Consider the following 18,146-nt stretch of genomic DNA (forward strand, 5'->3'; position numbering starts at 1 on the left):
AGCTGATTGCGCCGATCGCGATGGAAGAAGGTCTGCGCTTTGCGATCCGCGAAGGCGGTCGTACGGTGGGTGCGGGCGTGGTTGCCAAGATCATCGCTTAAGCAGGTTGATGTTCCCCGGTCTGCGCGAGCAGGTCGGGTCAGCTCTTTCGCTCTTTAGGAAATATAATGGCAAGCCAAAAAATCCGTATCCGCCTCAAAGCGTTCGACTACCGCTTGATCGATCAGTCGGCTCTTGAAATCGTGGATACCGCAAAGCGCACCGGAGCAGTTGTCCGTGGTCCGGTTCCGTTGCCCACGCGCATTGAGCGCTTCAACATCCTGCGCTCGCCGCACGTCAACAAGACGTCGCGCGACCAATTTGAAATTCGTACCCATGTCCGCCTGATGGACATCATTGATCCGACCGACAAGACTGTCGATGCATTGATGAAGCTCGATCTGCCGGCTGGCGTTGACGTGGAAATCAAGCTTCAGTAGGAGCAGCGCAGTTTTTTCCGGCGTTCTTTTTGCCGGGCAAGGGTCACCGGATGTTCCGGTGGCAGTTGAAACGAATCCTGGTCAATCGCAACCGGGATGAGGAGAATAAACATGACTTTAGGCCTTGTGGGGCGCAAGGTCGGCATGACGCGCATTTTCACCGATGACGGACAGACCGTTCCGGTGACAGTGGTCGATGTGTCGAACAATCGCGTCACCCAGATCAAGACAGCAGAAACCGACGGGTACTCGTCGGTGCAGGTCGCTTTCGGCAAGCGTCGCGCTACTCGCGTGAACAAGGCCGCAGCAGGTCACTTCGCCAAAGCAGGTGTCGAGGCAGGGCAGGTGTTGCGCGAGTTCCGCGTCGATGCCGCTCAGCTTGAACAGTTCAAGGCGGGTGACACTATCAGCCCGGCTTCAGTGTTCGCTGTGGGCCAGAAGGTGGACGTGACGGGGACGACGATTGGTAAAGGCTATGCCGGTGCCATCAAGCGTCACCACTTTTCGTCCAACCGCGCATCGCACGGGAATTCGGTTTCGCACAACTCTGCCGGCTCGATCGGTATGGCGCAAGATCCGGGTCGCGTGTTCCCAGGCAAGCGCATGGCAGGCCATCTAGGTGACGTCAAGCGCACCCAGCAGGGCCTCGAAGTCGTGCGCATCGACGAAGCCCGTCAGTTGCTGCTCATCAAGGGCGCAGTTCCGGGTTCCAAGGGCGGCGACGTAATCGTCCTGCCCGCGGTCAAGGGCTGAGGAGAGCGCGATGGCTGAATTAAAAGTTCTGAATGATGCAGGTCAGCAATCGTCGACGGTGCAAGCATCCGACGCGTTGTTTGCTCGCGAATACAACGAAGCACTCGTGCATCAGGTGGTGGTGGCCTATCAGGCCAACGCGCGCCAGGGTACGCGTGCCCAGAAGGACCGCACTCTGGTCAAGCACACGACCCGCAAGCCGTGGCGCCAGAAGGGCACTGGCCGCGCGCGCGCCGGTATGTCCTCAAGCCCGCTGTGGCGTGGCGGCGGTCGTATTTTCCCGAATTCGCCTGACGAGAATTTCTCGCAGAAGGTGAACCGCAAGATGTATCGCGCAGGCATCGCCGCGATTCTTTCCCAGCTGGCCCGCGAAGATCGCGTTGCAGTGGTCGAAAGCTTCAGCATTGAGGCGCCGAAAACAAAGCTCCTGTCGAGCAAGCTTAAGGATATGGGGCTCGATTCGGTTCTGGTGATCACGGACGAACTGGATGAGAACCTGTTCCTGTCGTCGCGCAACCTGCACAACGTGCTGGTGCTCGAAGCGCATGAGGCAGACCCGGTGTCGCTCATCCGTTTCGGCAAGGTGCTGATCACGCGCAACGCGATGAGCAAATTCGAGGAGATGTGGGCATGAGCAACTTTTCGCAGGAAAGGCTGATGCAGGTTCTGCTCGCGCCGCAGATTTCCGAGAAAGCAACCTTCATTGCCGACCGCAACAATCAGGTTGTGTTCAAGGTGGCATCCGATGCGACCAAGCCGGAAATCAAAGCGGCCGTTGAACTGTTGTTCAGCAAGGGCGACAACAAGATCGAGGTGTTGTCGGTCCAGGTTCTGAACGTCAAAGGCAAGGTCAAGCGCTTCGGCCGTAGTTTCGGCCGTCGCAGTGACTGGAAGAAGGCATTCGTGTGCATCAAGCGCGGCCAGGACATCCAGTTTGCTGAAGGAGGAGCTGTCTGATGGCACTCGTCAAAGTCAAGCCGACGTCGGCCGGCCGCCGTGCCGTCGTCAAGGTCGTGAATGCGAGCCTGTACAAGGGTCGCCCGCTGGATTCGCTGACCGAAAGTCAGAGCAAGACCGCTGGTCGCAACAATCACGGCCACATCACGACCCGTCACAAGGGTGGCGGTCATCGCCAGCAATATCGAGTGATCGACTTCCGCCGCAACAAGGACGGCATCCCGGCCAAGGTCGAGCGGATCGAATACGACCCGAATCGTTCGGCGCATATCGCGCTGTTGTGTTACGCAGACGGCGAACGTCGATACATTATTGCGCCGAAGGGCCTGGTGGTGGGGCAACAGTTGCTCAGCGGTTCCGAAGCGCCGATCAAGTCGGGCAACACTTTGCCGCTGCGCAACATTCCGGTCGGCTCGACGGTGCATTGCATCGAATTGATGCCGGGCAAGGGCGCGCAGATTGCGCGTGCTGCAGGCACCTCGGTTCAGCTGCTGGCACGGGAAGGCAGTTATGCCCAGTTGCGGCTGCGCTCCGGTGAAATACGGCGTGTGCATGTGGAATGCCGTGCAACGGTCGGTGAAGTCGGAAACGAAGAGAACAATCTTCGCAAGCTCGGCAAGGCAGGCGCAACCCGTTGGCGCGGCGTGCGCCCGACGGTCCGCGGTACCGCGATGAATCCGATCGACCACCCGCATGGTGGTGGTGAAGGCCGTACCGGCGAAGGCCGAGTGCCGGTCAGTCCGTGGGGGCAGCCGACCAAGGGCTACCGTACCCGCAGCAACAAGCGCACGAGCAACATGATCGTGCAGCGCCGTTACAAGCGATAAGAGGTAGGCAATGGCACGTTCAATCAAGAAGGGCCCGTTCGTCGATGCCCACCTGCTGGCAAAGGTGGACACGGCTCGCTCCTCCAACGACAAGCGCCCGATCAAGACCTGGTCGCGTCGTTCGACGGTACTGCCGGATTTCATCGGCCTGACCATCGCGGTACACAACGGTCGTCAGCACATTCCGGTCTATGTTTCGGAAAACATGGTCGGTCACAAGCTCGGCGAATTTGCGCTGACCCGGACATTCAAGGGTCACACCGCCGGCAAGAAAGCCAAGAAGTAAGGAGCGATGACTATGGAAACCCGTGCAAATCTTCGCGGCGTGCGCCTGTCGGCGCAGAAGGGTAGGCTCGTTGCCGACCTCGTCCGCGGCAAACCGGTTGGTCAGGCTCTCAACATTCTGGCTTTCAGCCCGAAAAAGGGTGCCAAGATCATCAAGAAGGTCGTCGAATCCGCGATCGCCAATGCTGAGCATAACGATGGCGCGGACATCGACAGCCTGAAGGTGAAGACCATCTACGTGGAAAAGGGTGCGGTGCTGAAGCGATTCACCGCTCGTGCAAAGGGTCGCGGCAATCAGATCGTGAAGCAGACCTGCCACGTGTTCGTCACGGTTGGAGACTGAAGGTTATGGGACAGAAGATTCATCCGACCGGCTTCCGTTTGGCGGTCACGCACAACTGGACGTCACGCTGGTTCGCATCGAGCAAGGACTTCAGTCGAATGCTGAACCAGGACCTCGAGGTTCGCGCGTTTCTCAAGAAGAAGCTCGCGCACGCTTCGGTGGGGCGCGTGATTATTGAACGCCCGGCGAAGAATGCCCGTATCACCGTGTTCTCGGCTCGGCCTGGAGTCGTGATCGGCAAGAAGGGTGAAGAGATCGAACTGATCAAGGCCCAACTCGCCAAGATGATGGGTGTACCGGTACATGTGAACATCGAGGAAATCCGCAAGCCCGAGATTGATGCGCAACTGATTGCGGACTCGATCGCCCAACAGCTTGAAAAGCGGATCATGTTCCGCCGCGCAATGAAGCGGGCGATGCAGAACGCCATGCGCCTGGGTGCGCAGGGCATCAAGATCATGTCGTCGGGTCGGCTGAACGGCATCGAGATCGCGCGCCGTGAGTGGTACCGCGAAGGTCGCGTGCCTTTGCATACCCTGCGCGCAGACATCGATTACGGTACGTCGGAAGCGAAGACGACCTACGGTGTCATCGGTATCAAGGTCTGGGTATTCAAGGGCGAAATGCTTGCCCGTGGCGAAGCCCCGGCGGTTGCCGAAGAGAACGACAATGCACGCCGTCCGCGTCGTGATGGTCGCCGTCCGGAAGGCGATAACCGCCCGCCGGCAGGCCGTCGCCCGGCCCGCGATGCCAAGCCCGAAGGTGCTGCAGCGCCGGCAGATGCCGACGTGAAGGGCACTTCGAAACGAGTCAGAAAGTCAGGAGCTAATAATGCTGCAGCCGGCGAGAAGGAAGTATCGTAAGGAGCAAAAGGGCCGCAACAAGGGCCTCGCCACCCGCGGCACCAAGGTTTCGTTTGGCGAGTATGGTCTCAAGGCAACTGCGCGCGGCCGTTTGACGGCTCGCCAGATCGAGGCTGCGCGTCGTGCGATGACCCGTCACATCAAGCGGGGTGGTCGCATCTGGATCCGGATTTTCCCGGACAAGCCGATTTCGCAAAAGCCCGCTGAAGTTCGCATGGGTAACGGCAAGGGTAATCCGGAGTACTGGGTGGCCGAAATCCAGCCAGGCAAGGTGCTGTACGAGATGGATGGCGTCGACGAAGCACTGGCGCGCGAGGCGTTCCGCCTTGCTGCGGCCAAGCTTCCGCTTGAAACCACCTTTGTCATACGACAACTGGGGTAAGTGATGAAAGCTAAGGATCTGCGGGTCAAAGACACCGCCGAATTGAATACGGAGCTGATCGAACTCCTGAAGGCGCAGTTTTCCATGCGCATGCAGAAGGCGACCCAGCAGTTGACCAATACCAACCAGCTGAAGAACGTTCGCCGCGATATCGCTCGTGTGCGCACGCTGCTGCAGGAAAAGGCGAACGCGAAATGAGCGAGACCAATCAAAAGGTCAATCGCACGCTGGTCGGGCGTGTGGTCAGTGACAAGATGGATAAGACTGTAACGGTCCTGGTCGAGCGCCGCGTCAAGCACCCGCTCTACGGCAAGGTCATCATGCGTTCGAAGAAATACCACGCACATGTCGAAGGTCTCGAGGCGCACGAAGGCGATCTGGTTCAGATTGTCGAGTGTCGTCCGATCAGCCGTACCAAGGCGTGGAAGGTGACACAGGTAATGGAAGTGGCACGAATCATCTGATTTGGCACGGGAGGGGCTTGCTCGCCTCCTCCCGGCATGCTATTGTTGCGTGCTGTGCTTTACGAGCCTTGAATCTGTTGGGCTCGTCCTAAACCCTGACGGGTCCAAGACTGACCGCTTGCTGAGCGGGATAAGTTGGAGAAATTAAATGATCCAGATGCAATCCATCCTGAACGTGGCCGATAACACGGGCGCGCGTTCAGTGATGTGTATCAAGGTGCTTGGTGGTTCTAAGCGCCGTTATGCGGGCATCGGCGACGTGATCAAGGTCACGATCAAGGATGCGGCGCCCCGTGGTCGCGTCAAGAAGGGCGAAGTCTACAATGCCGTCGTCGTGCGCACCGCAAAGGGTGTCCGGCGTCCGGACGGTTCGCTTGTGAAGTTCGACAACAATGCCGCTGTGTTGTTGAACAACAAGCTGGAGCCGATCGGCACGCGCATTTTTGGGCCCGTTACGCGCGAGTTGCGTGGCGAGCGGTTCATGAAGATCGTGTCGCTGGCGCCAGAAGTCCTCTGAGGCCCGCGGGAGAATATTGATGGAAAAGATTCGCAAGGGCGACGAAGTGGTCGTGCTGGCCGGCAAGGACCGCGGTCGCCGCGGAACCGTGCTGCGTCGCGTCGATGAGCGTGCCGTGCTCGTTGAAGGCATCAATCGCGTCAAGAAACATCAGCGGCCGAACCCGATGAAGGGGCAGCAGGGTGGCATCGTCGAAAAGGAAATGCCGATCGACATTTCCAATGTGGCGTTGTTCAACCCGGCCACCAGCAAGGGTGATCGAGTCGGTATCAAAACTCTTGAAGATGGTACGAAAGTGCGTTTCTTCAAGTCGAACGGCGAGTTGGTGAAGGCTTAAAGGCTTCTCCTCCGGCAGTCTGGGATAAGGAATGACGATGGCGCGCTTGCAGCAGTATTACAAAGAGGCCGTGGTGGGCGAATTGACGACCCGCTTTGGTTACAAGTCGGTGATGGAAGTGCCGCGTATCACCAAGATCACCCTCAATATGGGTGTTGGTGAGGCGATCGGTGACAAGAAGGTGCTTGAGCACGCAGTGGGCGACATGGTCAAGATCGCCGGTCAGAAGCCGGTCATCACCAAGGCGCGCAAGGCGATCGCTGGTTTCAAGATCCGCCAGGGCTACCCGATCGGCTGCATGGTTACGCTGCGTGGTCCGCGCATGTTTGAATTTCTCGACCGGTTGATCACCGTTGCAATGCCGCGCGTTCGTGACTTCCGAGGTGTGTCAGGCAAGGGTTTTGACGGTAGGGGCAACTACAACGTGGGCGTCAAGGAACAGATTATTTTCCCGGAAATCGAGTACGACAAGATCGACGTGCTCCGCGGGATGAATATCAGTATTACGACCACCGCCAAGACCGACGAAGAAGCTAAAGCTCTTCTCGCCGCATTCAAATTCCCGTTCAAGAATTGAGGTTGCCATGGCCAAGTTGTCATTGATTAACCGCGAGAAAAAGCGCGAAAAATTGGTCGCCAAGTTCGCCTCCAAGCGTGCAACTCTCGAAGCTGTTATTGCCGACATGTCGGCGAGTGATTCGGAGCACGCGTCCGCCCGACTCAAGTTGCAGGCGCTTCCGCGTAATGCGAACCCGACGCGTCTGCGCAATCGTTGCGAACAGACCGGTCGCCCGCGTGGCGTGTTTCGCAAGTTTGGTCTGTGCCGCATGAAGGTGCGTGAAGCGGCCTTCCGGGGTGAAGTGCCCGGGATGGTCAAGGCTAGTTGGTAACAGGGGTACAAGATGAGCATGAGTGATCCGATTGCGGACATGCTGACCCGCATCCGCAATGCACAAATGGCGCAGAAAGGCTCTGTTGTCATGCCTTCCTCGAAGATCAAGGTTGCGATCGCCGGGGTGCTGCAATCCGAAGGCTATATTGAGGGTTTCTCTGTCCGTGCGAATGGTCAGAAATCCGATCTTGAGCTTGTTCTCAAGTATTACTCGGGGCGTCCGGTCATCGAACGCATCGAAAGAATAAGTCGCCCGGGGCTTCGCGTCTATCGCGGCTCGGATGATCTTCCGCGCGTCATGAATGGTCTCGGTGTTGCTATCGTATCGACGCCGCGTGGTGTCATGACGGATCGCAAGGCACGCGCCGAGAAGGTCGGCGGCGAAGTGCTGTGCATCGTGGCTTGAGGAAACTGACATGTCACGAATAGCGAAAAATCCGGTTGTCGTTCCCAAGGGTGTGACTGTTGCGCTGAACAACGGCGAACTTTCGGTCAAGGGGCCGCTAGGGGAAATCAGTAGATTCATCAATCCGGCTGTTTCGGTGTCAGTTGATGCTGCCGAAGTCCGCTTTGCGCAGATCGATGGCAAGGAAAACACAAAGGCGTTGTCCGGCACCATGCGCGCACTCGTTGCAAACATGGTTCAGGGCGTCACGCAGGGTTTCGAGCGCAAGCTCATGCTCGTCGGTGTTGGCTATAAGGCACAGGCTCAGGGCGACAAGCTCAATTTGTCGCTTGGCTTCTCACATCCGGTTGTGCACGAGATGCCGGCCGGTATCAAGGTCGAGACGCCTGTTCAGACGGAAATTCGCATCAAGGGTATCGACAAGCAGCTGGTGGGTCAGGTTGCTGCCGAAATCAGGGCTTACCGCCAGCCCGAGCCTTACAAAGGCAAGGGTGTCCGTTATTCGGATGAGGTGGTAGTGATCAAAGAGACGAAGAAGAAGTAGGGGTGACGAACATGGACAAGAATCAATCCCGTTTGCGTCGTTCCCGTCAGACTCGCGCACGGATCGCGCAACTGAAGGCAGTTCGGCTGTCGGTGCACCGCAGCAACAGCCATATTTACGCTCAGGTGTATTCGGGCTGCGGTACGCGTGTTATTGCAGCAGCATCGACTGTAGAAGAGTCGGTGCGCAAAGAGTTGAGCAATGGCGGGAACGTACAGGCAGCTACGCTGGTGGGAAAGCTCATCGCCGAGCGCGCACGCGCTCAGGGTGTCGAGCAGGTTGCCTTCGACCGTGGCGGATTCAAGTATCACGGCCGTATCAAGGCGCTCGCTGAGGCCGCCCGCGAAGGCGGTCTTAAGTTCTAACTGTTCAGGCGACTAAAGCGATGGCTAAACCACAACGGAAGCAACACCAGGCCCAGGAAGAGCGCGACGATGGCCTGCGTGAAAAAATGGTGTCGATCAACCGTGTCACGAAGGTCGTGAAGGGCGGTCGTATTCTCGGTTTCGCTGCTCTGACCGTAGTTGGCGACGGAGACGGCGGCATCGGCATGGGCAAGGGCAAGGCGCGTGAAGTGCCTGTTGCTGTCCAGAAGGCGATGGAAGAGGCGCGTCGCAAGATGTCGCGCGTCAGTCTACGTAATGGAAGTTTTCACCACCAGATCATCGGGCACCATGGCGCTTCGACAGTGCTTATCCAACCTGCTGCGCCCGGTACCGGCATCATCGCGGGCGGTCCAATGCGCGCCGTGTTTGAAGTCATGGGCGTTACGGATGTGGTGGCAAAGTCGCTCGGTTCGTCCAATCCCTACAACCTTGTGCGTGCGACGCTGAACGGCCTTTCGCGCATGAGCACTCCGTCCGAAATTGCCGCCAAGCGCGGCAAGTCCGTTGCGGAAATTCTCGGCTGAGGTCGCACATGGCTGAAAAAACTTTGAAGGTCACGCTGATCAAGAGCCTGATCGGTCGCAAGCAGGACCACCGCGCAACGGTACGCGGATTGGGTCTGCGTCGAATCAACCACACTGTCGTCCTTGAAGATACGCCTGCGGTTCGCGGCATGATCAACAAGGTGGTCTATCTGCTGAAGCTCGAGGCGTAAATGGAACTGAATGATATCAAGCCCGCTGAGGGCTCCAAGCACGCTCGTCGCCGTGTTGGCCGCGGCATCGGCAGTGGTTTGGGCAAGACGTGCGGACGTGGTCACAAAGGCCAGAAATCGCGCTCGGGTGGTTGGAAGAGCGTCGGTTTTGAAGGCGGTCAGATGCCGCTCCAGCGCCGTCTCCCGAAGCGTGGGTTCAAGTCACTGACCCGGGCCCGAAATGCAGAAGTGAATTTGTCTTCTCTGTCGCGCCTGCCGGTTGAAGAGATCGATCTGCTCGTGCTCAAGCAGTTCAATCTCGTGCCGCGCGATGCGCTGGCTGCCAAGGTTGTTCTGTCTGGCGAGATCACCCGCAAGGTTGCGCTGCGTGGAATCGGTGCGACGAAGGGTGCGCGGGCTGCTATTGAAGCAGCTGGCGGCCAGGTCGGGGAGTAAGTTTTGGTCACTGCCGCCCAGCAGCCTGGTCGTAGCGCAAAATTCGGAGATCTTTGGCGCCGCCTGTGGTTTCTTGCAGGTGCGCTGATTGTTTATCGATTAGGCGCGCACATACCTGTGCCCGGCATCGACCCTGCGCGTCTTGCGGAGTTGTTCCAGGGGCAGCAGGGCGGCATTCTTGGAGTGTTCAACCTATTCTCAGGTGGCGCTCTTTCGAGATTCACGATCTTTGCCTTGGGGATCATGCCGTACATTTCGGCGTCGATCATCATGCAGCTGCTGACGGTTGCGGTTCCGACGCTTGAAGCGCTCAAGAAGGAAGGCGAAGCCGGCCGCAGGAAAATCACGCAGTACACCCGTTATGGAACGCTGGTACTCGCGTTGTTTCAGGCGATCGGAATTTCGATTGCACTTGAGTCACAGCCAGGGTTGGTACTTGATCCTGGCATGATGTTCCGATTCGTGACGATCTCGACACTTGTAACCGGCACGATGTTTCTGATGTGGTTGGGCGAACAGATCACCGAGCGCGGTGTAGGTAACGGTATTTCGATAATCATTTTTGCAGGAATCGCAGCGGGTCTGCCCGGTGCGATAGGCGGCTTGCTTGAACTGGTCAACACTGGGGCGATGCATGAACTGACTGCGTTGTTCATTGTGGCGCTCGTCATTGCCGTGACAGCTGTTGTTGTCTTTGTTGAGCGTGGCCAGCGCAAGATCCTGGTCAATTACGCAAAACGCCAGGTGGGCAACAAGGTGTACGGCGGCCAGAGTTCGCATTTGCCTTTGAAGCTCAATATGGCAGGCGTTATTCCGCCGATTTTCGCCTCGTCGATCATCTTGTTTCCAGCGACGCTGGCTGGTTGGTTTGCCACGACTGAAAGTACGCGTTGGCTCAAGGATCTCGCGGCAACGCTCTCTCCTGGGCAGCCGGTGTACGTGTTGCTGTATGCGGCTGCGATCGTGTTTTTCTGCTTTTTTTACACTGCGCTGGTGTTCAACGCGAAAGAGACCGCAGACAACCTGAAGAAGAGCGGCGCCTTTGTGCCTGGCATTCGTCCTGGTGAGCAGACTGCGCGCTACATCGACAAGATTCTGACGCGCCTCACGCTGGTGGGCGCGGTGTACATCACGCTCGTGTGTCTGCTTCCGGAGTTTCTGATCCTTAAATGGAATGTGCCGTTTTATTTCGGCGGTACGTCGTTGCTGATCATCGTTGTCGTGACGATGGACTTCATGTCACAGGTGCAGGCCTATGTCATGTCGCATCAGTACGAAAGTTTGTTGAAGAAAGCAAATTTCCGCGGGACTGGATTCCCGACGCGCTAGGTACTTATGTCCAAGGAAGATGTCATTGAAATGCAGGGGGAAGTTGTTGAAACCCTGCCTAATGCGACGTTTCGCGTGAAGCTCGAAAATGGACACGTGGTTCTCGGGCATATTTCCGGAAAGATGAGGATGCATTACATCCGGATTCTTCCCGGAGACAAGGTAACGGTGCAGCTCACGCCTTATGACCTCACAAAAGGTCGCATCGTGTTTCGCGCCAAGTAAGTCGGCGTTTGGTTCAGCTGGAGAAATAGGATGAAAGTCCAAGCTTCTGTAAAGCGCGTTTGCCGCAAGTGCAAGGTGATTCGTCGCCACGGGGTTGTGCGTGTCATTTGCGCGGATCCACGTCACAAGCAGCGTCAAGGTTGACGCTTGCTAGTGGTTTTTGATAAAATTTAAGGTTTCGCTTTTCGGGGTGACTGCATGGCCCGTATCGCCGGCGTAAACATTCCTAACCACCAGCACACCGAGATCGCTCTCACCGCGATCTTCGGCGTCGGTCGGTCCCGCTCACAAAAGATCTGTGACGCTGCCGGGGTAACCCGCACCGCCAAGATCAAAGACCTCTCGGAGGCCGAAATGGATCGGCTGCGGGAAGAGGTCGGCAAGTTCACGATTGAAGGTGACCTTCGTCGCGAAGTGACGATGAACATCAAGCGCCTGATGGATCTCGGGTGCTACCGCGGTGTTCGTCATCGTCGCGGCCTTCCGCTTCGTGGTCAGCGTACCCGCACGAACGCACGTACCCGCAAGGGACCGCGCAAGTCGATCTCCGGCGGCAAGAAGTAAGCGCCGCTAACAGGACACGATCATGGTCAAGAGTGCTGCAAAAGTAAGGAAGAAAGTCAAGAAGAACGTCGCGGAAGGCATCGCGCACATTCACGCTTCTTTCAATAACACGATCATCACGATCACCGATCGCCAGGGCAATGCTCTGTCGTGGGCCACTTCCGGTGGCGCCGGCTTCAAAGGCTCGCGCAAAAGCACACCTTTTGCCGCGCAGGTTGCTGCCGAAGCTGCCGGCAAGGTGGCAGTCGAGTGTGGCGTGAAGAATCTGGAAGTGCGCATCAAGGGCCCCGGTCCGGGCCGAGAGTCGGCTGTGCGTGCGCTCAATGCGCTCGGTATCAAGATTTCGTCGATCACCGATATCACGCCGATCCCGCACAACGGCTGCCGTCCGCCCAAGCGCCGGCGTATCTGAGAGGAAGTAGAGAATGGCTCGTAATCTCGACCCGAAATGTCGTCAGTGCCGTCGCGAAGGCGAAAAGCTCTTCCTGAAGGGCGAAAAGTGCTTCACAGACAAGTGCGCGATCGAACGTCGGTCCTATGCGCCTGGACAGCACGGACAGAAATCCGGTCAGCGTCTGTCTGGCTTCGGTCAGCAGTTGCGTGAAAAGCAGAAGATTCGCCGCATCTACGGCGTTCTCGAGCGCCAGTTCCGCCGCGTGTACGCTGAAGCTGTGCGCCGCAAGGGCCAGACAGGCGAAAACATGCTGCAGCTGCTGGAAAGCCGTCTCGACACGGTTGCGTATCGCATGGGTTTCGGCGCATCGCGTGCCGAGTCACGTCAGGTGGTGCGTCACAACGGCGTTTTGGTCAATGGCAAGCGTGTGAATATTCCTTCGTACGAAGTGCGTCCGGGCGATGTGGTCGAACTGACCGAACGCGCCAAGGCACATCTGCGTTCGAAAGGTGCGCTTGAAGCCCAGGCATCGCGTGGCTTCCCGGACTGGATCGACGTCGATTCCAAGGCGGCTCGCGGTGTGTTCAAGGCTCTGCCGGCACGCACCGACCTTCCGTCGACGATCAACGAAAGTTTGGTTGTCGAACTGTATTCCCGCTGATCGCGTGTGCGATCAGCGCTGACGTCACTGAGGACTGCAGATGCAAAGCAATGCTCTCTTGAAACCGCGCATCATTGACGTACAAAATCTTTCACCGGCTCACGCACGTGTTGTGATGGAGCCGTTCGAGCGCGGATTCGGGCACACGCTGGGCAACGCGCTCCGCCGCATTCTCCTGTCGTCCATGCCCGGCTTCGCGCCGACTGAAGTGCAGATCGAAGGCGTACTCCACGAGTATTCGACGCTCGATGGTGTTCGCGAGGACGTGGTCGATATCCTGCTGAACCTGAAGGGTGTCGTACTCAAGCTGCACAACCGCTCGGAAGCCTACCTGCGCCTGTCGAAAACCGGCGAGGGTGTCGTGACCGCTGGCGATATCGAAGTCACGCACGACGTCGAAATCGTTAATCCGGAACACGTCATCGCCCACGTTGCACCTGGTGGCAAGCTTGAGCTTCAGTTCAAGATTGAGCAGGGTCGCGGTTATGTTCCGGGTACGTTGCGTCAGCACACGTCGGAAAGCAAGGCGATTGGCCACATCCTGCTGGACGCTAGTTTCAGCCCGGTTCGCCGCGTGAGCTATTCGGTCGAGTCGGCGCGCGTCGAACAGCGTACCGATCTTGACCGTCTGGTGATGGACGTCGAAACCAACGGCGCTGTTGAACCTGAAGAAGCGGTCCGTTACGCGGCCCGCGTGTTGGTGGATCAGCTGTCGATCTTCGCTGAGCTGGAAGGTACGGCGCCGGCCGTCGAAGCGCGTCGTCCGGCGCAGATCGATCCGATCCTGCTGCGTCCGGTAGATGATCTCGAATTGACGGTTCGCTCTGCCAACTGTCTGAAGGCCGAGAACATCTATTACATCGGCGATCTGATCCAGCGCACCGAGACTGAGTTGCTCAAGACCCCGAATCTGGGTCGCAAGTCGCTCAACGAAATCAAGGAAGTACTCGCTTCACGCGGCTTGACGCTGGGTATGAAGCTCGAGAACTGGCCGCCGGCTGGTCTCGATCGGGGTTAAGCCCCAGCCGGGTCCGCCCGGTCACAATATGAACCGGCCACTTGCCTGACCCGCGGTGGCCGCATAATTTTACGGAGTCATCATGCGTCATCGTAACGGTCTCAGAAAACTCAATCGCACCAGCTCGCATCGCGAAGCGATGTTCCGCAACATGGCGGTTTCTCTGCTTCGTCACGAAGCGATCAAGACCACCGTGCCGAAAGCCAAGGAACTGCGTCGCGTCGTCGAACCGCTGATCAATCTTGGCAAGACGCCCAACCTGTCGAATCGCCGCCTTGCTTTCTCGCGTCTGCGTGATCGTGAAGTCGTGTGCAAGATTTTCGACGTGCTCGGCCCGCGCTACGCGACCCGCAACGGTGGCTACCTCAGCATTCTGAAGATGGGCTTCCGGCAGGGCGACAACGCGCCGATGGCGTTTGTGCAGCTCATGGATCGCCCTGATGACAGCGCCGAAGCGGTCGAAGTCGCCGAATAATGTCGCGCCTTCCACAATGAAAAAGCCTCGCATCGCGAGGCTTTTTCATTGTCCGTCGCTAGCAATTGAAACGCGATCAGGCTGCGTGCGGAGCGTGCTGCGCAAGCGGCTCGAATTGATCGATCCGTTGCGCCAGCATTTCGCGGAACACTTCTCCCAGCATGACCAGTACGGCGCCTTCCGGGGGGCCTTCCGTACCGAGCAGTTCCGAAACCGGCCGTGCCGCAAGGACGGACAAGGTTGTCAAACATTCGCGTGAAGACGGAAGGCTGGCGTTTTCGATGATCGCGACCGGGGTGTCGGGAGCGCGTCCGTATTCCATCAGTTCGTGCGCAATGGCCATCGATTCGTGCGAAGCCATATACAGCGCCAATGTAGGCACATCGGCATTTGTACGCAGCGCCTGCGACGGGTTTTCGCCTGCGCCCGCGCGCGGTGTAAGCAAGGCAACGCTGCGTGAAAGGCCACGCCGCGTCAACGAAACGCGCAGTTGAGCGCAGGCGGCACTTGCTGCTGTGATGCCGGACACCACTTCGTAATCGATGCCGGCTTCGGCGAGTGCATCCATTTCTTCCTGCGCCCGGCCGAACAACATCGGATCGCCCCCTTTGAGGCGAACCACCACTGCGTGCGAGCGTGCTGCATGCACCAGTTGCTGGTTGATGAAGCGCTGGGCCGTCGAATGCCGGCCGCAGCGTTTGCCAACTGGTATGCGCTTCGCCCGGGTAGCGAGCGCCAGCACCTCTTCACCAATCAGCGCGTCGTGCAATACGACATCGGCCTCGGCAAGCAGTTTTGCGGCGCGCAGGGTCAGCAGATCCACCGCGCCCGGGCCGGCGCCGACCAGCCACACCTTGCCGGGCAGATGCGCGTCAGTCGCCTTTGACATGCAGGCCGCACTCCTTGCTCTCCGGGTTTTCCCACCACCAGCGCCCTGCGCGGATGTCTTCGCCGGGGGAAATCGCACGCGTACAGGGCTGGCAGCCGATGCTGGGGAAGAACTGTTCGTGCAGCGCGTTGTACGGCACGCCCTCGGTCTGGATATAAACCCATACCTCGCGCTCGGTCCAGTCGGAAAGCGGATTGAATTTCTCTATACCGTGCGACTCGTCGAACTCGCGCAGCGGCAGATCGGCGCGCGTGGTCGACTGTTGCGCACGCATGCCGGTGATCCAGGCCTTCTTACCGGCCAGAGCACGCTTCAGCGGCTCGACTTTGCGCATGCCACAGCAGGCCTTGCGCAGTTCGACCGAGTGATAGAAGGCATTGATGCCGTGCTTGCGTACATATTCCTCAACGGCTTCATGGCGCGGAAACCACGTGACCGGCCGCGCTCCGTAGTGTGAATCGGCCTTTGCCATCAAGTCGTAGGTCTCGGCGGGCAGGCGGCCGGTGTCGAGCGTGAAGATTTCGATTTCGATGTCGTGCCGCTGGATGAGGTCGGTCAGCAGCATGTCCTCTGCGCCCATGCTGCTCGCAAAGCCGATCGGCTGAAAATCAGCTGCAGCCTGACGCAGGCGGTCGATGGTAGCCACCGTTTTCTCGGCCACCTTCGCGCGCAGTGCGTCGCTCACGTTCGGATGGATCATCGGGTTGCTCACGGACGGTCTCCCGCTGCGGAACGACGGCGAAAGATCGGCGGCTGGCCGTCTGTCGAAGTCTGATACGGTGTCGTGAAGTCCTTCAGCGCACCAATGCAGCGGTCTGCCTTTTGATCGGCACGCAGCAGATAGGCGTCGAAGCCGCAGCGGTGGAAGAAAAACATCTGGTCGCGCAGCACGTCGCCCAGCGCCCGCAGCTCGTTCCGGTAGCCGTAGCGAGTGCGCAGGATGAAGGCGATCGAGTAACCGCGGCCGTCGATGAATTTCGGAAAGTTAACGCCGATCAACGGCAGTCGGTTCAAATTCCCGCCAAGGCTTTCAGCCAGCACGGCTGGCTCTTCATGGCTGTCCAGCCAGACGCCGATCTCGCCTTTGTCGGCGCGGGTCGCCAGTTCGTCGCGACGGCGGAGCCACACCGACAGCGGCAGCAATACCTTGCCCGCCGGAAAATCGCAGGCGGCAATGACGTCTTCCGACGCAGCCGGTTCGCCGGTGAGCTTGAACAGCACCACCTTGCCCGCCGACTTGCGCACCGGTTCATTCGTCTCGGGCAGCCGCACCCAGGTCCAGTCGTCGACAACCACTTCGGTGCCGCGGATCAGTTCAGCCATGAATCACCTCGGTCTTCTTCGTGGATTCGCCATAGACGCCCGCCTTGAACGGCGCCATGCCGAGGCGGCGTACGGTATCGATGAATCGCTCTTCCGGGGTGCGTTGCTCGACGTAGGTCTCGACCAGTTTGGTGATGACGGCCGGCACCTCTTCGGCCGCGAACGACGGGCCGATAACGTCGCCGAGCGATGTCAGGTTGCCCTGCGAGCCGCCGATCGACACCTGGTACCACTCGGAGCCGGTCTTGTCGACGCCCAGAATGCCGATGTGACCAACGTGGTGATGACCACAGGAATTCATGCAGCCAGAAATGTTGAGCTCAAGATCACCCACGTCGTACAGGTAGTCGAGATTTTCGAAAGCCTCCTGGATCGCCTGTGCGATCGGGATCGACTTCGCATTGGCCAGCGAGCAGAAATCGCCACCCGGGCAGCAGATGATGTCCGTCAGCAGCCCGATGTTCGGCGTCGCCAGTCCGTGCGCGCGGGCGCCCAGCCACAGTTCGTACAGGTCGGCCAGTGCGACGTCGGCCAGAACCACATTCTGCTCGTGCGACACCCGCAGTTCGCAGAAGCTGTAACGGTCCGCCAGATCGGCCAGCGCGTCCATCTGCTTACAGGAAATGTCGCCCGGCGCGACACCGGTCGGCTTCAGCGACAGCGTCACCGCGCGGTAGCCCGGCCGCTTGTGCCCGCGCACGCAGCGCGACACCCAGCGGGCGAACGCCGGATCGGATGCAAGTTTTGCGTCGAAGCCTTCGTCGCTTGCCGGGCGGAGCGGTGCGTCCGGGTCGGTGAATGCGGCGCTCGCGCGGTCCAGTTCGGCCTGCGTCACGGTAGCGATGCCGTCACGTTCCAGTTGCCACTCGTCGTCCACCTGTCGGGCGAACGTCTCGGCGCCAATGGCCTTCACCAGAATCTTGATGCGCGCCTTGTAGGCGTTGTCACGACGACCGTAGCGGTTATACACGCGCAGCACGGCGTCGAGATAGGTCGGCAGGTGCTGCCATGGCAGAGCGTCATGGATGACGCTGCCCAGTATCGGCGTGCGGCCCATGCCGCCACCGACGATGACTCGGGCGAGCACCTCGCCCTTCTCGTCGCGATACAGCTGCAGGCCAACATCGTGCGCGTAGGTCACGGCACGGTCTTCAAGCGTGCCGCTGACGGCGATCTTGAACTTGCGCGGCAGGAAGGCGAACTCCGGGTGGAAGGTTGACCATTGGCGCAGCATCTCGCAGTACGGCCGCGGGTCGACGATCTCATCCGGCGCGACGCCAGCGAACGGGTCGGTCGTGATGTTGCGGATGCAGTTGCCCGAGGTCTGGATGGCGTGCATTTCCACCGTGGCCAGTTCGGCGAGGATGTCACCCGTGTCTTCCAGCCTCGGCCAGTTGAACTGCATGTTCTGCCGGGTCGAGAAGTGGCCGTAGCCGCGGTCGTAGCGCCGACCGATGTCGGACAGTTTGCGCAGCTGGGTGCTCGACAGCATGCCGTACGGAATGGCGACGCGCAGCATCGGCGCGTGGCGCTGGATGTACAGGCCGTTCTGCAGCCGCAGCGGCCGGAACTCGTCGTCCGACAACTCACCCGCGAGGTTGCGCTGCAACTGGTCCCGGTACTGCGCGACACGCTCGAGCACCAGCGTGTGGTCGTATTCGTCGTAGCGATACATGGATGTAT

The 18,146-nt window shown here is 59.0% G+C and carries 33 protein-coding genes and 1 pseudogene; 30 read left to right on the forward strand and 4 right to left on the reverse strand.

All coding sequences use genetic code 11. The annotated features are described in order from the left end of the window. The 30 genes and pseudogenes from Q8R75_RS18640 to rplQ form a co-directional block, all read left to right on the forward strand. Nucleotides 1-101, forward strand: a pseudogene (locus tag Q8R75_RS18640) (elongation factor Tu); the annotation flags it as partial. Nucleotides 102-167: 66 nt separating this feature from the next. Further along, nucleotides 168-479, forward strand: a complete 312-nt coding sequence (rpsJ, locus tag Q8R75_RS18645; RefSeq protein WP_069039299.1) for a 30S ribosomal protein S10 — start codon at nt 168-170, stop codon at nt 477-479. Nucleotides 480-590: 111 nt separating this feature from the next. Continuing rightward, a complete protein-coding gene (rplC, locus tag Q8R75_RS18650; protein WP_305614793.1) occupies nt 591-1,232 on the forward strand; it encodes a 50S ribosomal protein L3 in 642 nt (213 codons plus the stop codon). 10 nt (nt 1,233-1,242) lie between these two features. Further along, nucleotides 1,243-1,866 carry a 50S ribosomal protein L4 gene (rplD, locus tag Q8R75_RS18655; protein ID WP_305614792.1) on the forward strand — a complete coding sequence of 208 codons (624 nt, stop codon included), beginning with the start codon at nt 1,243-1,245 and terminating at the stop codon, nt 1,864-1,866. Further along, entirely contained in the window at nt 1,863-2,189 is a 327-nt protein-coding gene (gene rplW, locus Q8R75_RS18660; protein WP_257098473.1) for a 50S ribosomal protein L23, read from the forward strand. The genes rplD and rplW overlap by 4 nt, the downstream gene beginning before the upstream one ends. Continuing rightward, entirely contained in the window at nt 2,189-3,016 is an 828-nt protein-coding gene (gene rplB, locus Q8R75_RS18665) for a 50S ribosomal protein L2 (RefSeq protein ID WP_305614791.1), read from the forward strand. Before rplW ends, rplB begins: the two co-directional genes overlap by 1 nt. Nucleotides 3,017-3,026: 10 nt before the next feature. Further along, nucleotides 3,027-3,302 carry a 30S ribosomal protein S19 gene (gene rpsS, locus Q8R75_RS18670; RefSeq protein ID WP_069039304.1) on the forward strand — a complete coding sequence of 92 codons (276 nt, stop codon included), beginning with the start codon at nt 3,027-3,029 and terminating at the stop codon, nt 3,300-3,302. Between the two features lie 12 nt (nt 3,303-3,314). Next, on the forward strand, nt 3,315-3,644 hold the full coding sequence (gene rplV, locus Q8R75_RS18675) for a 50S ribosomal protein L22 (RefSeq protein WP_069039305.1): 330 nt from the start codon (nt 3,315-3,317) through the stop codon (nt 3,642-3,644). Nucleotides 3,645-3,649: 5 nt separating this feature from the next. Beyond that, a complete protein-coding gene (gene rpsC / locus Q8R75_RS18680) occupies nt 3,650-4,507 on the forward strand; it encodes a 30S ribosomal protein S3 (RefSeq protein WP_305614790.1) in 858 nt (285 codons plus the stop codon). After that, nucleotides 4,476-4,889: a 50S ribosomal protein L16 gene (gene rplP / locus Q8R75_RS18685; protein WP_069039307.1), complete on the forward strand. Its 414-nt coding sequence runs from the start codon at nt 4,476-4,478 to the stop codon at nt 4,887-4,889. The genes rpsC and rplP overlap by 32 nt, the downstream gene beginning before the upstream one ends. 3 nt (nt 4,890-4,892) lie before the next feature. Then, complete coding sequence (gene rpmC, locus Q8R75_RS18690) at nt 4,893-5,087, forward strand: 50S ribosomal protein L29 (RefSeq protein ID WP_257082271.1); 195 nt, start codon at nt 4,893-4,895, stop codon at nt 5,085-5,087. Then, nucleotides 5,084-5,353 carry a 30S ribosomal protein S17 gene (gene rpsQ / locus Q8R75_RS18695; protein WP_069039309.1) on the forward strand — a complete coding sequence of 90 codons (270 nt, stop codon included), beginning with the start codon at nt 5,084-5,086 and terminating at the stop codon, nt 5,351-5,353. The genes rpmC and rpsQ overlap by 4 nt, the downstream gene beginning before the upstream one ends. 148 nt (nt 5,354-5,501) lie before the next feature. Continuing rightward, nucleotides 5,502-5,870, forward strand: coding sequence for a 50S ribosomal protein L14 (gene rplN / locus Q8R75_RS18700; RefSeq protein ID WP_069039310.1), 369 nt, complete (start codon nt 5,502-5,504; stop codon nt 5,868-5,870). A 19-nt stretch (nt 5,871-5,889) separates the two neighbouring features. Beyond that, entirely contained in the window at nt 5,890-6,207 is a 318-nt protein-coding gene (gene rplX / locus Q8R75_RS18705; RefSeq protein ID WP_257082182.1) for a 50S ribosomal protein L24, read from the forward strand. Nucleotides 6,208-6,244: 37 nt separating this feature from the next. Beyond that, entirely contained in the window at nt 6,245-6,784 is a 540-nt protein-coding gene (rplE, locus tag Q8R75_RS18710) for a 50S ribosomal protein L5 (RefSeq protein WP_257098474.1), read from the forward strand. Nucleotides 6,785-6,791: 7 nt separating this feature from the next. Then, the gene (rpsN, locus tag Q8R75_RS18715) at nt 6,792-7,097 is read left to right on the forward strand and encodes a 30S ribosomal protein S14 (protein ID WP_305614789.1); all 306 of its coding nucleotides are present in this window, start codon (nt 6,792-6,794) and stop codon (nt 7,095-7,097) included. 12 nt (nt 7,098-7,109) lie between these two features. After that, the gene (rpsH, locus tag Q8R75_RS18720) at nt 7,110-7,505 is read left to right on the forward strand and encodes a 30S ribosomal protein S8 (RefSeq protein WP_305614788.1); all 396 of its coding nucleotides are present in this window, start codon (nt 7,110-7,112) and stop codon (nt 7,503-7,505) included. Nucleotides 7,506-7,515: 10 nt separating this feature from the next. Next, on the forward strand, nt 7,516-8,049 hold the full coding sequence (gene rplF / locus Q8R75_RS18725; RefSeq protein WP_305614787.1) for a 50S ribosomal protein L6: 534 nt from the start codon (nt 7,516-7,518) through the stop codon (nt 8,047-8,049). 11 nt (nt 8,050-8,060) lie between these two features. Further along, complete coding sequence (gene rplR / locus Q8R75_RS18730) at nt 8,061-8,414, forward strand: 50S ribosomal protein L18 (RefSeq protein ID WP_069040633.1); 354 nt, start codon at nt 8,061-8,063, stop codon at nt 8,412-8,414. Nucleotides 8,415-8,434: 20 nt separating this feature from the next. Continuing rightward, complete coding sequence (rpsE, locus tag Q8R75_RS18735) at nt 8,435-8,959, forward strand: 30S ribosomal protein S5 (protein WP_305614786.1); 525 nt, start codon at nt 8,435-8,437, stop codon at nt 8,957-8,959. A gap of 8 nt (nt 8,960-8,967) precedes the next feature. Then, nucleotides 8,968-9,150: a 50S ribosomal protein L30 gene (gene rpmD / locus Q8R75_RS18740; protein ID WP_069039317.1), complete on the forward strand. Its 183-nt coding sequence runs from the start codon at nt 8,968-8,970 to the stop codon at nt 9,148-9,150. Next, nucleotides 9,151-9,585, forward strand: coding sequence for a 50S ribosomal protein L15 (gene rplO / locus Q8R75_RS18745; RefSeq protein ID WP_069039318.1), 435 nt, complete (start codon nt 9,151-9,153; stop codon nt 9,583-9,585). Nucleotides 9,586-9,588: 3 nt separating this feature from the next. Then, entirely contained in the window at nt 9,589-10,914 is a 1,326-nt protein-coding gene (secY, locus tag Q8R75_RS18750; RefSeq protein WP_069039319.1) for a preprotein translocase subunit SecY, read from the forward strand. Between the two features lie 6 nt (nt 10,915-10,920). Continuing rightward, nucleotides 10,921-11,139 (forward strand): translation initiation factor IF-1, encoded by a 219-nt coding sequence (gene infA, locus Q8R75_RS18755; RefSeq protein WP_018413356.1) that lies wholly within the window; start codon nt 10,921-10,923, stop codon nt 11,137-11,139. Nucleotides 11,140-11,169: 30 nt separating this feature from the next. After that, a complete protein-coding gene (gene rpmJ, locus Q8R75_RS18760) occupies nt 11,170-11,283 on the forward strand; it encodes a 50S ribosomal protein L36 (RefSeq protein WP_083224033.1) in 114 nt (37 codons plus the stop codon). 54 nt (nt 11,284-11,337) lie between these two features. Then, complete coding sequence (gene rpsM, locus Q8R75_RS18765; RefSeq protein WP_069039320.1) at nt 11,338-11,703, forward strand: 30S ribosomal protein S13; 366 nt, start codon at nt 11,338-11,340, stop codon at nt 11,701-11,703. Nucleotides 11,704-11,725: 22 nt separating this feature from the next. Then, nucleotides 11,726-12,115 (forward strand): 30S ribosomal protein S11, encoded by a 390-nt coding sequence (rpsK, locus tag Q8R75_RS18770; RefSeq protein WP_008061749.1) that lies wholly within the window; start codon nt 11,726-11,728, stop codon nt 12,113-12,115. A 13-nt stretch (nt 12,116-12,128) separates the two neighbouring features. Further along, nucleotides 12,129-12,758 (forward strand): 30S ribosomal protein S4, encoded by a 630-nt coding sequence (gene rpsD, locus Q8R75_RS18775; protein WP_257082194.1) that lies wholly within the window; start codon nt 12,129-12,131, stop codon nt 12,756-12,758. A gap of 40 nt (nt 12,759-12,798) precedes the next feature. Then, a complete protein-coding gene (rpoA, locus tag Q8R75_RS18780) occupies nt 12,799-13,776 on the forward strand; it encodes a DNA-directed RNA polymerase subunit alpha (RefSeq protein ID WP_305663824.1) in 978 nt (325 codons plus the stop codon). Between the two features lie 82 nt (nt 13,777-13,858). Further along, the gene (rplQ, locus tag Q8R75_RS18785; protein WP_305613875.1) at nt 13,859-14,251 is read left to right on the forward strand and encodes a 50S ribosomal protein L17; all 393 of its coding nucleotides are present in this window, start codon (nt 13,859-13,861) and stop codon (nt 14,249-14,251) included. 76 nt (nt 14,252-14,327) lie between these two features. Here the strand turns inward: rplQ and cobA are convergent, their stop codons facing one another. From cobA to Q8R75_RS18805, 4 genes are read right to left on the reverse strand one after another with little or no spacing between them, the layout of a single operon-like run. Further along, entirely contained in the window at nt 14,328-15,140 is an 813-nt protein-coding gene (cobA, locus tag Q8R75_RS18790; RefSeq protein ID WP_305613874.1) for a uroporphyrinogen-III C-methyltransferase, read from the reverse strand. Then, nucleotides 15,124-15,852, reverse strand: coding sequence for a phosphoadenylyl-sulfate reductase (locus Q8R75_RS18795; RefSeq protein WP_305613873.1), 729 nt, complete (start codon nt 15,850-15,852; stop codon nt 15,124-15,126). The genes cobA and Q8R75_RS18795 overlap by 17 nt, the downstream gene beginning before the upstream one ends. Further along, nucleotides 15,849-16,463: a DUF934 domain-containing protein gene (locus Q8R75_RS18800; RefSeq protein WP_305613872.1), complete on the reverse strand. Its 615-nt coding sequence runs from the start codon at nt 16,461-16,463 to the stop codon at nt 15,849-15,851. Before Q8R75_RS18800 ends, Q8R75_RS18795 begins: the two co-directional genes overlap by 4 nt. Further along, the gene (locus Q8R75_RS18805) at nt 16,456-18,138 is read right to left on the reverse strand and encodes a nitrite/sulfite reductase (protein WP_305613871.1); all 1,683 of its coding nucleotides are present in this window, start codon (nt 18,136-18,138) and stop codon (nt 16,456-16,458) included. The genes Q8R75_RS18800 and Q8R75_RS18805 overlap by 8 nt, the downstream gene beginning before the upstream one ends. Nucleotides 18,139-18,146 lie beyond the last annotated feature (8 nt).

The sequence above is a fragment of the Methyloversatilis sp. genome (assembly GCF_030696805.1).
Lineage (GTDB): Bacteria > Pseudomonadota > Gammaproteobacteria > Burkholderiales > Rhodocyclaceae > Methyloversatilis.

Bases quoted from the DNA above. Each gene is read 5' to 3' on its own strand.
- rpsJ (WP_069039299.1), top strand. From the start codon at position 168: ATGGCAAGCCAAAAAATCCGTATCCGCCTCAAAGCGTTCGACTACCGC.
- rplC (WP_305614793.1), top strand. From the start codon at position 591: ATGACTTTAGGCCTTGTGGGGCGCAAGGTCGGCATGACGCGCATTTTC.
- rplD (WP_305614792.1), top strand. From the start codon at position 1,243: ATGGCTGAATTAAAAGTTCTGAATGATGCAGGTCAGCAATCGTCGACG.
- rplW (WP_257098473.1), top strand. From the start codon at position 1,863: ATGAGCAACTTTTCGCAGGAAAGGCTGATGCAGGTTCTGCTCGCGCCG.
- rplB (WP_305614791.1), top strand. From the start codon at position 2,189: ATGGCACTCGTCAAAGTCAAGCCGACGTCGGCCGGCCGCCGTGCCGTC.
- rpsS (WP_069039304.1), top strand. From the start codon at position 3,027: ATGGCACGTTCAATCAAGAAGGGCCCGTTCGTCGATGCCCACCTGCTG.
- rplV (WP_069039305.1), top strand. From the start codon at position 3,315: ATGGAAACCCGTGCAAATCTTCGCGGCGTGCGCCTGTCGGCGCAGAAG.
- rpsC (WP_305614790.1), top strand. From the start codon at position 3,650: ATGGGACAGAAGATTCATCCGACCGGCTTCCGTTTGGCGGTCACGCAC.
- rplP (WP_069039307.1), top strand. From the start codon at position 4,476: ATGCTGCAGCCGGCGAGAAGGAAGTATCGTAAGGAGCAAAAGGGCCGC.
- rpmC (WP_257082271.1), top strand. From the start codon at position 4,893: ATGAAAGCTAAGGATCTGCGGGTCAAAGACACCGCCGAATTGAATACG.
- rpsQ (WP_069039309.1), top strand. From the start codon at position 5,084: ATGAGCGAGACCAATCAAAAGGTCAATCGCACGCTGGTCGGGCGTGTG.
- rplN (WP_069039310.1), top strand. From the start codon at position 5,502: ATGATCCAGATGCAATCCATCCTGAACGTGGCCGATAACACGGGCGCG.
- rplX (WP_257082182.1), top strand. From the start codon at position 5,890: ATGGAAAAGATTCGCAAGGGCGACGAAGTGGTCGTGCTGGCCGGCAAG.
- rplE (WP_257098474.1), top strand. From the start codon at position 6,245: ATGGCGCGCTTGCAGCAGTATTACAAAGAGGCCGTGGTGGGCGAATTG.
- rpsN (WP_305614789.1), top strand. From the start codon at position 6,792: ATGGCCAAGTTGTCATTGATTAACCGCGAGAAAAAGCGCGAAAAATTG.
- rpsH (WP_305614788.1), top strand. From the start codon at position 7,110: ATGAGCATGAGTGATCCGATTGCGGACATGCTGACCCGCATCCGCAAT.
- rplF (WP_305614787.1), top strand. From the start codon at position 7,516: ATGTCACGAATAGCGAAAAATCCGGTTGTCGTTCCCAAGGGTGTGACT.
- rplR (WP_069040633.1), top strand. From the start codon at position 8,061: ATGGACAAGAATCAATCCCGTTTGCGTCGTTCCCGTCAGACTCGCGCA.
- rpsE (WP_305614786.1), top strand. From the start codon at position 8,435: ATGGCTAAACCACAACGGAAGCAACACCAGGCCCAGGAAGAGCGCGAC.
- rpmD (WP_069039317.1), top strand. From the start codon at position 8,968: ATGGCTGAAAAAACTTTGAAGGTCACGCTGATCAAGAGCCTGATCGGT.
- rplO (WP_069039318.1), top strand. From the start codon at position 9,151: ATGGAACTGAATGATATCAAGCCCGCTGAGGGCTCCAAGCACGCTCGT.
- infA (WP_018413356.1), top strand. From the start codon at position 10,921: ATGTCCAAGGAAGATGTCATTGAAATGCAGGGGGAAGTTGTTGAAACC.
- rpmJ (WP_083224033.1), top strand. From the start codon at position 11,170: ATGAAAGTCCAAGCTTCTGTAAAGCGCGTTTGCCGCAAGTGCAAGGTG.
- rpsM (WP_069039320.1), top strand. From the start codon at position 11,338: ATGGCCCGTATCGCCGGCGTAAACATTCCTAACCACCAGCACACCGAG.
- rpsK (WP_008061749.1), top strand. From the start codon at position 11,726: ATGGTCAAGAGTGCTGCAAAAGTAAGGAAGAAAGTCAAGAAGAACGTC.
- rpsD (WP_257082194.1), top strand. From the start codon at position 12,129: ATGGCTCGTAATCTCGACCCGAAATGTCGTCAGTGCCGTCGCGAAGGC.
- rpoA (WP_305663824.1), top strand. From the start codon at position 12,799: ATGCAAAGCAATGCTCTCTTGAAACCGCGCATCATTGACGTACAAAAT.
- rplQ (WP_305613875.1), top strand. From the start codon at position 13,859: ATGCGTCATCGTAACGGTCTCAGAAAACTCAATCGCACCAGCTCGCAT.
- cobA (WP_305613874.1), bottom strand. From the start codon at position 15,140: ATGTCAAAGGCGACTGACGCGCATCTGCCCGGCAAGGTGTGGCTGGTC.
- Q8R75_RS18800 (WP_305613872.1), bottom strand. From the start codon at position 16,463: ATGGCTGAACTGATCCGCGGCACCGAAGTGGTTGTCGACGACTGGACC.
- Q8R75_RS18805 (WP_305613871.1), bottom strand. From the start codon at position 18,138: ATGTATCGCTACGACGAATACGACCACACGCTGGTGCTCGAGCGTGTC.